General features: G+C 54.4%; 9 protein-coding genes. 3 read left to right on the top strand and 6 right to left on the bottom strand.

Annotated elements, in window-relative coordinates:
- Positions 1-75: 75 nt before the first annotated feature.
- Complete coding sequence (gene pssA, locus HMPREF1323_RS08240; RefSeq protein ID WP_009433718.1) at positions 76-774, bottom strand: CDP-diacylglycerol--serine O-phosphatidyltransferase; 699 nt, start codon at positions 772-774, stop codon at positions 76-78.
- Positions 775-816: 42 nt separating this feature from the next.
- Positions 817-1,473 (bottom strand): phosphatidylserine decarboxylase family protein, encoded by a 657-nt coding sequence (locus tag HMPREF1323_RS08235; protein ID WP_009433717.1) that lies wholly within the window; start codon positions 1,471-1,473, stop codon positions 817-819.
- An 841-nt stretch (positions 1,474-2,314) separates the two neighbouring features.
- Between HMPREF1323_RS08235 and HMPREF1323_RS08230 the strand changes: the two genes are divergently transcribed.
- Together HMPREF1323_RS08230 and HMPREF1323_RS08225 are read left to right on the top strand one after the other, a co-directional pair.
- Entirely contained in the window at positions 2,315-5,167 is a 2,853-nt protein-coding gene (locus HMPREF1323_RS08230; protein WP_009433723.1) for a M16 family metallopeptidase, read from the top strand.
- Between the two features lie 153 nt (positions 5,168-5,320).
- A complete protein-coding gene (locus tag HMPREF1323_RS08225) occupies positions 5,321-5,845 on the top strand; it encodes a thioredoxin family protein (protein ID WP_009433710.1) in 525 nt (174 codons plus the stop codon).
- 102 nt (positions 5,846-5,947) lie between these two features.
- Here the strand turns inward: HMPREF1323_RS08225 and serS are convergent, their stop codons facing one another.
- From serS to rplU, 3 genes are all read right to left on the bottom strand, one after another.
- Positions 5,948-7,234 carry a serine--tRNA ligase gene (gene serS / locus HMPREF1323_RS08220; protein WP_009433695.1) on the bottom strand — a complete coding sequence of 429 codons (1,287 nt, stop codon included), beginning with the start codon at positions 7,232-7,234 and terminating at the stop codon, positions 5,948-5,950.
- Positions 7,235-7,335: 101 nt separating this feature from the next.
- Positions 7,336-7,593 (bottom strand): 50S ribosomal protein L27, encoded by a 258-nt coding sequence (gene rpmA, locus HMPREF1323_RS08215; RefSeq protein WP_009433701.1) that lies wholly within the window; start codon positions 7,591-7,593, stop codon positions 7,336-7,338.
- A 36-nt stretch (positions 7,594-7,629) separates the two neighbouring features.
- Positions 7,630-7,947: a 50S ribosomal protein L21 gene (gene rplU / locus HMPREF1323_RS08210; protein WP_009433676.1), complete on the bottom strand. Its 318-nt coding sequence runs from the start codon at positions 7,945-7,947 to the stop codon at positions 7,630-7,632.
- Positions 7,948-9,000: 1,053 nt separating this feature from the next.
- Here rplU and HMPREF1323_RS08205 point away from each other — a divergent pair.
- Positions 9,001-10,158, top strand: coding sequence for a PDDEXK-like family protein (locus HMPREF1323_RS08205; protein ID WP_009433704.1), 1,158 nt, complete (start codon positions 9,001-9,003; stop codon positions 10,156-10,158).
- Positions 10,159-10,403: 245 nt separating this feature from the next.
- Here the strand turns inward: HMPREF1323_RS08205 and infB are convergent, their stop codons facing one another.
- Complete coding sequence (gene infB, locus HMPREF1323_RS08200; RefSeq protein ID WP_009433715.1) at positions 10,404-13,340, bottom strand: translation initiation factor IF-2; 2,937 nt, start codon at positions 13,338-13,340, stop codon at positions 10,404-10,406.
- Positions 13,341-13,374: the final 34 nt, after the last annotated feature.

Raw genomic sequence — 13,374 nt, 5'->3', positions numbered from 1 at the left:
ATCGAAATTCGGATTTATCTAATACATACTATGTGACAAAGCTCCTCTTTCAAAGAGCGTGCCACAGCACTCCGCTTAGGCCTTCTCGCCCTTCTGCTGAGGAAGGAGTGACAGCAGGAGGTAGGCGATGATCGTCACACTGCAGCCGAACCAGCCCAGCCACACGACCGACCCGACAGCCACCACGATGAGCACCAGCTGAGGCCACTTGTGGCTCAGGGGCTCCTTCGAGAGCTTGAAGGAGAACATCGGCAGCTCGCTGACCATCAGCAGGGATAGCACGAGCGTCAGCACTAGATAAGTGATGAGCGTGGCCGAAGCACCGATGGACAGCCCGAAGGAAGGGATCGCAGCTGCAGCACCGATCCAGAAGAGCGCGTTCGAGGGGACGGGAAGTCCGAGGAACGAGGTCGACTGGCGCGTGTCGTTATTGAACTTCGCCAGGCGCAGTGCAGCAAAGGCCACGACGACGAAGACGCCATAGTTCAGATAATTCCCTGCATCCAAGCCCTCCAGTCCACGGAAGACAAGGGTAGCGGGAGCCAAGCCGAAGCTCACGACGTCGGCCAGCGAGTCGAGATCCTTCCCGATCGGAGAGGACACACCCAGCAGGCGTGCTACCATCCCATCGAAGAAGTCAAAGACGGCCGAGAGGACGATGAGCCACATAGCGATATCGGTGCGACCTACATAGAGCGTGAAGACGATAGCCAGCACACCTGAGAGGAGGTTCCCCGCGGTCAGCATATTAGGTATATGCTTCTTGATATTCATTCCTACTATTATATATACGTATAGGGAGGGGCGCTATACTGCTTAGCGAGGCAGCGTAGCGATGTCGGTGATATTCCCCTGGACCTTCTGCCCGACCTTGACGTGCACCTTCGTGCCGAGGGGGAGGTAGAGGTCGACACGAGAGCCGAACTTAATGAAGCCGAGGTTCTGGTTGATATTCACACGTTGACCGACCTCTGGATAGGTGACGATACGGCGTGCGATAGCCCCAGCAACCTGACGGACGAGGATGCGATCCCCACCCTCACTGCGGATGATGACAGCAGAGCGCTCATTGTCCGTACTGCTCTTAGGCAGGTGAGCCGAGAGGAAGCGTCCATCGGTGTGCGAGACATGCTCGACGACGCCATTACAAGGAATCCAGTTGACGTGCATATCAAAGACGCTCATAAAGACGGATACCTGCAGGCAGCGGCAGCCAAGCAGCTCCGTCTCCTCCGTCTCCTCGACGACGACGACACGGCCGTCAGCAGGGCACACGATCTCCAGCGGGCCATCGCTGTGCTTGCGAGGCTCGTAGCGGAAGAAGTTGATGACAGTCAGATAGAAGAGGATCGAAATAGCCAAGAAGACGTAGCTAAACGTACCTTCTGCAAAGAGAGCAATGAAGGCATTCAGCCCGATAAGAGTGATAGCAAAGCCAATGAGTGGGCCGCGCCCTTCTTTGTGAAGTAACATAGGGGTCTATTGAGTGGACACTTTATGACATAGGTAATATATCGTGCAAATATACTTAAAAAAGCCTATACCTCAGACAAAAGAAGGACAGCTTCACGGCAAGCACCTGACATTATGCCATACTGACACGGCCTTATCCTCCCCTTCTTTCCCCCACTTTTCAGCCCTCGTATATAGCTCCTTCCCCACGGATATCGGAAGTCCATCTCCGAGAGGGATTAAGTGGCCCCATATAGGTTGCCTCAGCGACCAATATAGGATCATACCTCATACCACTATTGAGACTGTTGCCGCAAGTCCTACCCTCTATTTAGCGTGCTAAGGCATCGTACGCCCAGCTCCCCGATATACCTCTCCGAAGTGACCAGCAAGCCCTTCGTCCCTTCGCGAGTATTCCTCTTATCCAGCGGAGGGAAAATTGTCCTTCTCGTGAAGAAAAAAGCGCCTTCACGTAGTGATTTTTCCATATCTACGCACGTAGATTTAAAGACCAGACACGTAAATCCAAATATCCACGTACGTAGATATTAGAGCCACGTACGTAGTCCACACTTTTCTACCACTCGTCTGCAACTTTTATCCCTACGCGGAGCAACAACCTAATAGAAGTCACTTCACAAAGCTATATAGCTTCGCACCGAAAGCTATATAGGAATCGAGCCAAAGCTATATAGCTTTCTTCGCCATCCTATATAGCTCTACCTACGCAACCATATACCTATATATAGATACCTGCGCGCGTGAGGTATCTCATATAGTAGATACACACCGAAGAATTATCGTACATTTGCGGTACAGTGAACTATAAATATCTTTTCACCTCTTAAACCACAAACAAGCGATGAGGCTCAAGAAAATCATCTTATCCCTCCTCTCGGCGCTCTTCGTAGGCACTACACTGGGCCTGCCTTCGGCTGCTCAAGCCCAAGCTCCCAGCGAGATGCCACCACTCCCCATAGACACCGCCGTCCGTATCGGAAAGCTCCCCAATGGTCTGACCTACTTCATTCGTCACAATGAAGAGCCCAAGGGTAGAGCAGAATTCTATATCGCCCAGAAGGTAGGCTCGATGCAGGAAGAAGACTCGCAGCAGGGTCTGGCTCACTTCCTCGAGCATATCGCCTTCAACGGCACAAAGAACTTCCCAGGCAAGGGGATCATCAACTTCCTCGAGAGCATAGGTGCCAGCTTCGGTGGCAACATCAATGCTTACACGAGCTTCGACAAGACGGTCTACACGCTGATGAAGATCCCCGTCCCACGCAAGAGCATCATCGATAGCTGTATCCTCGTACTCCACGACTGGAGTAGCTTCATCAGCCTCGAGGATAAGGAGATCGACGCTGAGCGTGGTGTCATCGAAGAAGAATGGCGTCGCAGCAATAGCGGGGATATGCGCAACATGGAGAAGCTCCTCGACTTTGCCTTCCCTGGTAATAAGTACGGTAAGCGCCTCCCCATCGGTAAGATGGAGATCGTACGCAGCTTCCCCTATCAGGTCCTGCGCGACTACTACAAGAAGTGGTACCGCCCCGACCTGCAGGCGGTCATCATCGTCGGTGACGTCGATGTCAACTACACGGAGGCTCAGATCAAGAAGATCTTCGCCGACATCCCTGCTCCAGTGAATGCTGCTGAGCGCGTCTACATCCCTGTCGAAGACAACGTCAAGCCCATCGTAGGTATCGCTGCTGACAAGGAAGCTACGCAGAATTCGATCAATATCTCTTACAAGAGCGATGTCACGCCTGCTGATGTCCGTGCTACCCTCATGGGTCCCCTCGAGGACTACATCAATAGTGTCGTCTCATCGATGATCACCCAGCGCTTCAGCGACATCGTCAAGAAGCCTAATGCACCCTTCGTCAACGCTTCCGTTGACTTCGGTAACTACGTCGTCGCTAAGACCAAGGACGCTGTCAACTTTGACGCTACCTTCAAGGAAGGGCAGTGGGAGCCCGCTCTCAAGGCTCTCGTAGCTGAGATCGTACGCCTCAAGACGTACGGCTTCACGCCTGGCGAATATAGCCGCGCTAAGAAGGACTACCTCGTCAGCATGAAGAACTTCTACAACGAGCGTGACAAGCGTACCAGCGATGCTTGGGCAAACGTCTATGTAGACTACTTCGAAGACGGTGGTTACCTCCTCGATATCCCCACACACTACCAGCTCATCCAGGGCATCGCTGAGCAGTTCCCACTCGAGCAGATCAATGCTATGATCAAGCAGCTTGACCTCGAGAAGAATGTACTCGTCGCTCTGACCAGCGTAGAGAAGCCCAGCGTCAAGCTCCCCAGCATCGAGGAGCTGACGAAGAAGTACCTCGACTATACCAAGCAGCAGGTCGAAGCTCCTAAGGACGAGGTCAGCAACGAGAAGCTCATCGACAAGCTCCCCATGAAGGGTAAGATCGTCAAGACCGAGAAGAACGGTCAGTACGGCTCTACCATCTGGACGCTCTCCAACGGCACGAAGGTCTACATCAAGAAGACCGACTACAAGGAAGATGAGATCCTCTTCAAGGGTCGCCGCGATGGTGGGTACTACAACTTCACCAAGCCCAGCGCTACGGATCTGAAGGTCCTCAATAGCCTTGCCGCTATCGGTGGTCTCGGTAAGTTTGATGAGTCAGCTCTCGAGAAGGCCCTCAGCGGTCGTATCGCTTCTGTCTCTGCGACGGTCTCCAATATCAGCGATGATGTAGCAGGTAGCACGACGAAGGAAGACCTCGAGACGATGCTCCAGCTCCTCTACCTCAACTTCACAGCTGTACGCGCTGACAAGGACGCCTTCCAGGCATGGCAGGAGCGTACCATCAGCCAGATCGAGGCAAGCAAGGCTAACCCTCTCTCCTTCCTCGGCGACTCCGTCACGCGCTACATCTTCCCCAACAACCCTGAGCGCTACCCACTCAGCGTCGAAGAAGTCAAGAGCGTGAACTACGATCGTGTGCTCCAGCTCTTCCGTAGCCGCTTCGCTAACGCTCGTGGCTTCGAATTCTACTTCGTAGGTAATGTCGACGAAGCTACCCTCCGTCCTCTCGTAGAGCAGTACATCGCTTCACTCCCCGCGCAGAAGGTCTACACCGACAAGGCTCACACGAACCGCGTCCCCCAGGAGCGCCTCGGCACGAACAAGAAGGAGTACAGCGCTGCTATGGAGACGCCCATGGGTATCGTCATCGACGGCATCTCAGCCCCCACGACCTACAACCAGCAGGAAGGTCTGACGAGCGCTGTGCTTGAGTCTATCCTCGACCAGCTCTACACGAAGACCATTCGTGAGGATGCAGGCGGTGCCTACAGCGTCGGTGTCCTCGCTGATGTATCACGCTTCCCCAGCCCACGTACGAACGTCACCGTCCAGTTCCAGACCGACCCCGCTAAGGCCGTAGCTATGAACGAGCTCGTCTTCAAGGGTCTCGAAGGTATCGTCAAGAACGGCCCCTCTGCTGAGTACTTCGACAAGGCTGTCAAGAACCTCAAGAAGGCTCACGGCGAAAGCCTCCGCAAGAACAGCTACTGGCTCGGTCAGCTCGCTCGCTTCTACGGTCAGGGCTTCGACTTCGTGACGAACTACGACAAGCTCCTCGACGCTGTCACGCCTCAGTCTGTACAGGCTCTCGCTAAGAAGCTCTACGAGTCTAAGGACCGTACGGAGATCCTCTTCCGCTCTACGGAAGCTAAGAAGTAAGCACTTCGCAGCCATCTCCCACTTCATATAGCAAGCCGGGCACCCTCTCCTTCTGAGGATGCCCGGCTTGTCGCTTAATGAACAATTCACCCCCGCTCACGCTTATCATACCAACGAGCAGTATTCTATCACCTCGTAGCAACTAACTGAATAATGAAGAAAGTCATCCTCAGCCTCGCCCTCATCTCCGCAGGTCTCTTCTCGAGCTATGCCTGCACGGCCAAGGCTTCGAGCAACGCTGCTTCTGCCTCCACCGAGACGACCGCAGCTGCACCCAGCGAAGAAGCTGCTGCCGACGACAAGGCCGCAGAAGGCGCTATCAAGCACATCGACGCAGACTTCCTGCGCAAGAACATCTGGGACTATAAGGAAGAGCCCTCGAAGTTCGTCTTCAAGGGCAGCCGTCCCGCTATCCTCGACTTCTACGCCGACTGGTGCGGTCCCTGCCGTAAGCTCAGCCCCAAGCTCGAAGCTATCGCTAAGAAGTATGCGGGTAAGATCGACGTCTACAAGATCGATATCGACAAGGAAGCTGGTCTGGCCAATATCTTCGGTGTGAAGAGCATCCCAATGTGCCTCTTCATCCCTATGCAGGGTACGCCCATCCAGACGGTAGGCGATCTCACTCCCGATCAGATCGAGGAGACCATCAAGCAGATCTACTCCGACGCGAAGTAGGCCCAGCGAGTCATTCGCATCTACAATAAAAGCTCATCCCCACACCGCCTGATGGCAGTGTGGGGATGAGCTTTTATTGTAGCGTCCGAGTGAGGAAGTCGCTTACTTCTTCGCTGGACGGGAGATGAAGTCGAAGCCCGTGTAAGGACGAAGAGCCTCGGGGATGCGGATACCTTCGGGCGTCTGGTTGTTCTCCAGCAGTGCTGCGACGATACGGGGAAGAGCCAGTGCACTACCATTGAGCGTGTGCACGAGCTGGACACCCTGCTCAGCGTCACGATAGCGGCAGCGCAGACGGTTGGCCTGGTAGCTCTCGAAGTTCGACACAGAGCTGACCTCGAGCCAACGCTTCTGTGCAGCCGAGAAGACCTCGAAGTCATAGGTCAGTGCGCTGGTGAAGCTCATATCGCCACCGCTCAGACGCAGGATGCGCCAGGGTAGCTCGAGCTTCGTGACGAGCGTCTCTACGTAGGCGACCATCTCATCGAGGCGCTGATAGCTGCGCTCGGGCTTGTCGATGCAGACGATCTCGACCTTATCGAACTGGTGGAGGCGGTTCAGACCACGCACATCCTTACCATACGACCCAGCTTCGCGGCGGAAGCAGGCGGAGTAAGCCGTGTTGCGTACGGGCAGATCCTTCTCCTCGAGGATGACGTCACGATAGATATTCGTCACAGGCACCTCAGCCGTGGGGATGAGATAGAGGTTGTCCGCCGTAGCATGGTACATCTGCCCTTCCTTGTCGGGGAGCTGACCCGTGCCGTAGCCTGAGTCTTCGTTGACGACGTAGGGAGGCTGTACCTCGAGGTAACCAGCTTCACGAGCATTGTCGAGGAAGAAGTTGATGAGTGCGCGCTGCAGGCGAGCTCCATAACCCTTATAGACGGGGAAGCCAGCACCCGAGATCTTCACACCCAGCTCGAAGTCAATGAGGTCATAGTCCTTCGCCAGCTCCCAGTGGGGCTCAGCGGTAGCATCGAGTGCGGGCATCTCGCCACCGATCTTGACGCAGACGTTGTCCTCAGCCGTAGCGCCTTCGGGCACGATGTCGGCGGGGAGGTTAGGTACAGTGAGCAGGATCTCACGGATCTTCGCTTCGGCCTCGGCCTTCTTCTCCTCAAGGCTCTTGCTTGCCTCCTTGAGCAGTGCCACCTGAGAGCGGATGCTCTCGGCCTGCTCCTTGGCGCCCTGCTTCATCAGATCACCGATCTCCTTAGCGAGGGCCTTCTGACGAGAGAGGCTGGCATCGAGCTCCTGCTGAGAGCGACGGCGGATCTCATCCAAGTTCAGGACTTCGGTGATCGCTTCGCGTGCCTCGAATTGCTTCTTGCGGAGGCGCTCAATGACCGCCTCGGTATTCTCCTTGATTTGCTTGAGTGTAAGCATAATGTCTCGTGTGGGGTATAATGAGAGGAGGTCGCTCCCTCCGGGCTGTGTAGACCCTTCTGGAGCAACCTCCGGTTGACTTGTCTGACGTGTGCTCCGTCTTAGGCCTCAGCCGCGATGGAGACGTACGAGCGGTCGTTCTTCTTACGAGTGAAGACCACCTTACCGTCGATCAGTGCATAGAGCGTGTGGTCCTTACCGATACCTACGCCTGCACCTGGGTGATGCTGCGTGCCACGCTGGCGGACGATGATGTTACCAGCCTTAGCGTGCTGACCACCGAAGAGCTTTACTCCGAGTCGCTTACTTTCTGATTCGCGTCCGTTCTTGGAGCTACCTACACCTTTTTTATGTGCCATTGTCTTATGTCTAAACTAATGCGGTGATACAATTACTTACGCTACGATTTCCTTGACGAGGACTTCGCTGAACTGCTGGCGGTGGCCATTGAGCTTGCGATAGCCCTTACGGCGCTTCTTGTGGAAGACAAGTACCTTGTCGCCCTTTACAAGAGGCGTGATGATTTCGCACACGACCTTAGCACCAGCCACTACAGGCGTACCTACAGTGACAGCACCATCCTTGTCTACGAGGAGGACCTTGTCAAATTCTACTACTGCGCCACTCTCTGCACCCTTGACGTGGTGAATGAAGAGGCGACGGCCCTGTTCTACGTTGAACTGCTGGCCCTGAATGTCTACGATGACGTACATTATCGTTGATAACTAAAAAGTTAGCCCCGTAGGGTGCCACCCGCTCCACGACGGAGGGATAGACTTCTTCTCCTACCCTACATAGGAAATTCGTTCACAAAGATACAAAAATATCTGATACAACACCTTGCACGCCCTTGACTTTCACCGCAGAAACATCCTCAGTCCGAGCTCTTCTCCTACCCCACGCAAGGCAATATCTCTCCTTCCCGAGAAGCACCCACTGCGGCCTGCCGCACCACGGAGTCCCACAGTAAGGGCTATGAACCTATATTGGTCGCTGCTCCGACCTATATAGGTCAGCGCACGAACCTATATAGGTCGTCACGCCGACCTATATAGCTTTGTGAAGTGACCTATATTAGGTTGTTGCTCCGCATAGGGATAAAAGTTGCGGACGAGTGGCAGATAAGTTTGGGCTACGTACGTGGCTCTAATAACTTCGTACGTGGATAATTGGATTTACGTGCCTGGTCTTTAAGACTACGTGCATAGATAGAAGAATACCACTACGGGAAGGCGCTTTTCTCTTCACGAGAAGGACAATTTTCCCTCCGCTGGATAAGAGGAATACTCGCGATAAGGCGCAGGGCTTGCTTGCTCGCTTCGGAGAGGCATATCGGTGTGAGCTGGGCGTGCGATACCTTAGCACTCTAAATAGAGGATAGTACTCTATGCAACAGCCTACCACACAAGCCAACATCTCCCTCACCCGAGAATTCCCCACCCACCGAAGTCCGCCGTAGTACGACACCATGCAGAGAGCGGTATGCACCTATATTGGTCGCTGCTCCGACCTATATTGGTCAGCGCACGAACCTATATATATAGGTCGTCACAGCGACCTCTATACCTCAGACAGCCTCACCCAGATGAAGTCACACGCAGCGCACAGGATCCCGCGCCCTATCCTATCGAAACTCGTACATTTGTAGCCAGAGGGTATTGCAAATACAGGCAAGCAAACCCACCGAGTAGGAGTCTACACCCCGCATACCCCCTCTGACAGAGCAAGGGATCAGACTTAGACAATCATCACAACACAAAATAAGTATGGATACAGAGCTGGATATACAGCGATTCTTTCGAGAGGTAGCGAGAATCTGCGCCTTAGAACAAGCGCAGCAAGAGGAGCGAAATCGCAAAGGCGAAAACTACAATCTCTTTAGCATCCTCAACATAGAGCGCTACGAATTAAAGCACTCCGCCCTAATCGCTAATCTACTCGACCCCAAGGGAAGCCACGGATGCGGCGATGCCTTCCTAAAAGCTTTCTTTGAGATCGCACTGAAGGGTACTGCCTACCCTTTCGAGAGCAGTACACCCCCACAAAGCCATACAGAGCATTATACAGGACTCATAGCAGGCGATACCGGCGGGCGCATTGACATCCTTGTGGAAAGTAAAAGTAGCCACTACGGACTCATCATAGAGAACAAAATTTACGCTGGAGATCAAGACAAGCAACTGACTCGCTACGATAACTATGGGAAGAAGACTTTTGGAGCAGACAGGTACCTCTTGGTTTATCTCACTCTCTTTGGAAGCGAAGCCAGCGAAGGAAGCACAGCCAAGGGAAACGCTAAAGAGGTAGACTATCTCTGCCTATCGTACGCAGAAGATATCCTTCGCTGGCTGGAGCAATGCGTGCGACTGGCCGACAACAAGCCCCTCGTCCGAGAGTCACTCAATCAGTATATCCGAACTATCAAGCAACTCACCTATCAAGATATGAATCAAGAGAATATCCAGGAAATCATTGATCTCGCAGTTGATCACCCCGAAGTAGTAGATATACTATCAAGCAAACGTGGTGCAATCGCTCAGGGAATTAGAGAGAAGTACATTTTTCCAAAACTAGAAGAGTATGCTAAGAAAAAAGGATGTATATTTATCAATAAAACAGACTCCAATAAACTCTCAGAAATCCGCATTCAAAAAGACGGATGGGACGGCTACATTATCATATCTTCTGAAAGCGGGAAAGGCCCACGTTGGACTAATGTATGGATTGGCGTCAAAGACAACCGGCCCTCGGAAATAAAATCTCCCTCCCAAGCACAGACAGATGAGGGTAATGGCATGAAGTGGAAATACCTCAATCCATATAACTGGGAATCTCCCGAGAACTTCCCCGCGATGAAGACAAGCGTCGCCGAAGAGATCATCAACAAACTTGACGAAATCATAGAGGAGTTAGGCTTCAAGTAGAGTAAGAGAGCTACCCTACCCCACACAAGCCAATATTCCCCTCCTCCAAAGAAGCGCCCACCGAAGTCCGTCGTAGTACGACGCCATACAGCGAGCGATATGAACCTATATTGGTCGTCACGGTGAGCAGTACTGGTCACAAAGCCCCCCTCGCTGATAGCATAGAAACGCATTACGCCCCAGGCTGCCGAAGCGGCCTGGGGCGTAATGTCTATTGGTATATCGTGAGTGAAGTCGACCGCGACTTAGTCGAGGGTCTTCTTGATCTCGATTTCTTCGTAGGCCTCGATGATGTCACCGACCATGATGTCGTTGTAGCCATCGATATTCAGACCGCAATCCTGACCCATGACTACTTCCTTAGCATCGTCCTTGTAGCGCTTGAGCGAACCAAGTTCACCCTGATACTTGACGATACCATCACGGATAAGACGGATCTTATTATTACGCTTGATCTTCCCTTCTACGACCATACAGCCGGCGATGGTACCGACCTTGGTGATCTTGAAGGTCTGCTGGACCTCGAGGTTGGCCACGACATTCTCCTTGATTTCGGGCGAAAGCATCCCTTCCATTGCGGACTTGATGTCTTCGATGGTGTCGTAGATGATCGAATACGTACGGATCTCTACGCCCTCACGGTCAGCTAGGCGACGAGCGGCCTGGCTGGGACGGACCTGGAAGCCAAGGATGATCGCAGACGAAGCGGAGGCAAGCACGACGTCGCTCTCCGAGATCTGACCGACCCCCTTGTGGATGACGTTGACCTGGATCTCCTCTGTCGAGAGGCGGATGAGCGAGTCAGAGAGTGCTTCGATAGAGCCATCGACGTCACCCTTGATGATGACATTGAGCTCCTGGAAGTTACCCAGCGCACGACGACGAGCGAGTTCGTCGAGGGTAAGACCCTTCTTCGTGCGGTTGTCTTGCTCGCGCTTGAGTTGCTCACGCTTGCTAGCGATGCTACGAGCTTCCTGCTCGGTGTCCATCACATTGAAGGTCTCACCAGCCGTCGGAGCACCATCCAGGCCAAGGATCAGCACGGGTTCGCTGGGGCCTGCCTTCTCAACCTTCTGATTACGCTCATTAAACATCGCCTTGACACGGCCGTAATGCGTACCGGAGAGTACGATATCACCCTGCGAGAGTGTACCATTCTGCACAAGGACAGTAGCCACATAGCCACGCCCCTTGTCAAGTGACGACTCGATGACGGAGCCGACAGCACGACGCTTGGGATTGGCCTTGAGCTCGAGGAGTTCAGCTTCGAGGAGGACCTTCTCCAGCAGCTCATCGATGTTGATGCCCTGCTTAGCGGAGATCTCCTGACACTGGTACTTACCGCCCCATTCCTCGACGAGGTAGTTCATGGCAGCGAGCTGCTCACGGATACGGTCGGGGTTAGCGGCGGGCTTATCGATCTTATTGATCGCGAAGACCATGGGCACACCAGCGGCGGCAGCATGGTTGATAGCTTCCTTCGTCTGAGGCATCACGTCGTCGTCAGCGGCGACGATGATGATAGCAATGTCGGTAACCTTGGCCCCACGAGCACGCATAGCGGTGAAGGCTTCGTGACCCGGAGTATCGAGGAAGGTAATACGCTTACCGTCCTTGAAGCGGATGCTGTAAGCACCGATGTGCTGAGTGATCCCCCCTGCTTCGCCGGCGATGACGTTGGTATTGCGCAGGCGGTCGAGGAGCGACGTCTTACCGTGGTCGACGTGACCCATGACGGTGACGATAGGAGGACGGCTGATGAGGTCAGCTTCGTCATCGATCTCTTCTTCCTGCGTGATGGCTTCGACGACCTCAGCGCTGACGAAGTCGGTCTTGTAGCCAAATTCTTCTGCGACCATCTCGATGGTCTCAGCGTCGAGGCGCATGTTGATAGACACCATCAGACCGATGCTCATACAGGTAGCGATGACCTGCGTCACGGGGACGTCCATAAGGCTTGCGAGGTCACTCACCGTCACGAACTCAGTGAGCTTCAGCGTACGGCTTTCGGCTTCGCTACGCTCCTGAGCGTCGAGAGCTGCAGAGCGAGCGGCGTCACGCTTGTCCTTACGGTACTTAGCGGACTTAGCACCCTGCTGATTCTTACCCGTCAGACGAGCAAGCGTCTCCTTGACCTGACGCTGTACATCTTCGTCCGTGACGACAGCCTTCTGAGGCTGCTGGCTCTGACGCTTGGCCTTACGGCCGGTCTTCTGCTCGGCAGCACCCTGCTGGGCATTGCCACGACCACCGCGGTTGTTGGGGTCTGCGGAGCGGCCATTACCACCATTGCCATTGCGCTGTCCGGGCTTCTTCGTGCCATTGTCCGTTACCTTAGCGGCTTCGGCCTTGACATCGACGGGACCCTTACCGATACGGGTGCGCTTACGACCCTTGTCGGCAGCGGACTTCTTGGCGGGGCGGGTATTATCGTTGATCGAAGAGAGGTCGATCTTACCTACTACGTTGAAGCTGATCCCTGCACTTGGCGTGGAAGGACGGAAGATCTCGGGCTCACGTACCGTGGGCTCCTCAGCTGCGGGAGCAGCCTTGGGCTCGGGCTTGACCTCGGGCGCTGCGGGTGCAGGATCGGGAGCAGGATCGGGAGCAGGAGCAGGCTTCGATTCGGGCTTGGGCTCAGCCTTAGGGGCGGGTGCTTCGACCTTAGGAGCGGGTGCAGGAGCGGGCTCGGGCTTGGGTTCAGGCTTGACCTCTACCTTGGGCTCGGGCTTAGCTGCTGGTGCAGGAGCCTCCGCCTTAGGGGCAGGAGCAGGCTTGGGCTTAGGCTCGGCCTTCACCTTGGTGGCGGGCTTAGCTTCAGCCTTCTTCTCCGTGGCGATGGAGCCCTTGATATTGAGGCTAGGGCGGCGATCCTCGGGGACGACCGTCTCGATGTGCTTCACCTTCGCAGGAGCGGGCTCAGCAGCAGGGGCCTCGGGCTTAGCAGGCGCAGGCTTAGCAGCGGCACCACTGAGGGTGTCGAGGAGCGCGGCGATCTCGGCCTTGCCCATGCCCTTGCCGTGCTCAGCGATGAGCTGCTCGGCCACCTCGCGGGGTACGCGAGTGTTGGGGGTGATCGTATTGACGTCTAAGACGTTCTTTTTCTCTAACGAATCCTTGAATGAGCCAATCCCTACGTTGAGTTCCTTGGCCAAGGTAAAGAGCTTGATGTCCTTTGGCATGTATCTTCTCTTTTGAATGGTTTATGTCCGCCTC

This window comes from Porphyromonas sp. oral taxon 279 str. F0450 (genome assembly GCF_000292995.1).
In the GTDB taxonomy this organism is placed as follows: Bacteria; Bacteroidota; Bacteroidia; order Bacteroidales; family Porphyromonadaceae; genus Porphyromonas; species Porphyromonas pasteri.
This window is presented reverse-complemented; position numbering and strand designations above follow the sequence as displayed.

Coding starts and splice junctions, on each gene's coding strand:
- pssA (WP_009433718.1), bottom strand. CDS start 774: ATGAATATCAAGAAGCATATACCTAATATGCTGACCGCGGGGAACCTC.
- HMPREF1323_RS08235 (WP_009433717.1), bottom strand. CDS start 1,473: ATGTTACTTCACAAAGAAGGGCGCGGCCCACTCATTGGCTTTGCTATC.
- HMPREF1323_RS08230 (WP_009433723.1), top strand. CDS start 2,315: ATGAGGCTCAAGAAAATCATCTTATCCCTCCTCTCGGCGCTCTTCGTA.
- HMPREF1323_RS08225 (WP_009433710.1), top strand. CDS start 5,321: ATGAAGAAAGTCATCCTCAGCCTCGCCCTCATCTCCGCAGGTCTCTTC.
- serS (WP_009433695.1), bottom strand. CDS start 7,234: ATGCTTACACTCAAGCAAATCAAGGAGAATACCGAGGCGGTCATTGAG.
- rpmA (WP_009433701.1), bottom strand. CDS start 7,593: ATGGCACATAAAAAAGGTGTAGGTAGCTCCAAGAACGGACGCGAATCA.
- rplU (WP_009433676.1), bottom strand. CDS start 7,947: ATGTACGTCATCGTAGACATTCAGGGCCAGCAGTTCAACGTAGAACAG.
- HMPREF1323_RS08205 (WP_009433704.1), top strand. CDS start 9,001: ATGGATACAGAGCTGGATATACAGCGATTCTTTCGAGAGGTAGCGAGA.
- infB (WP_009433715.1), bottom strand. CDS start 13,340: ATGCCAAAGGACATCAAGCTCTTTACCTTGGCCAAGGAACTCAACGTA.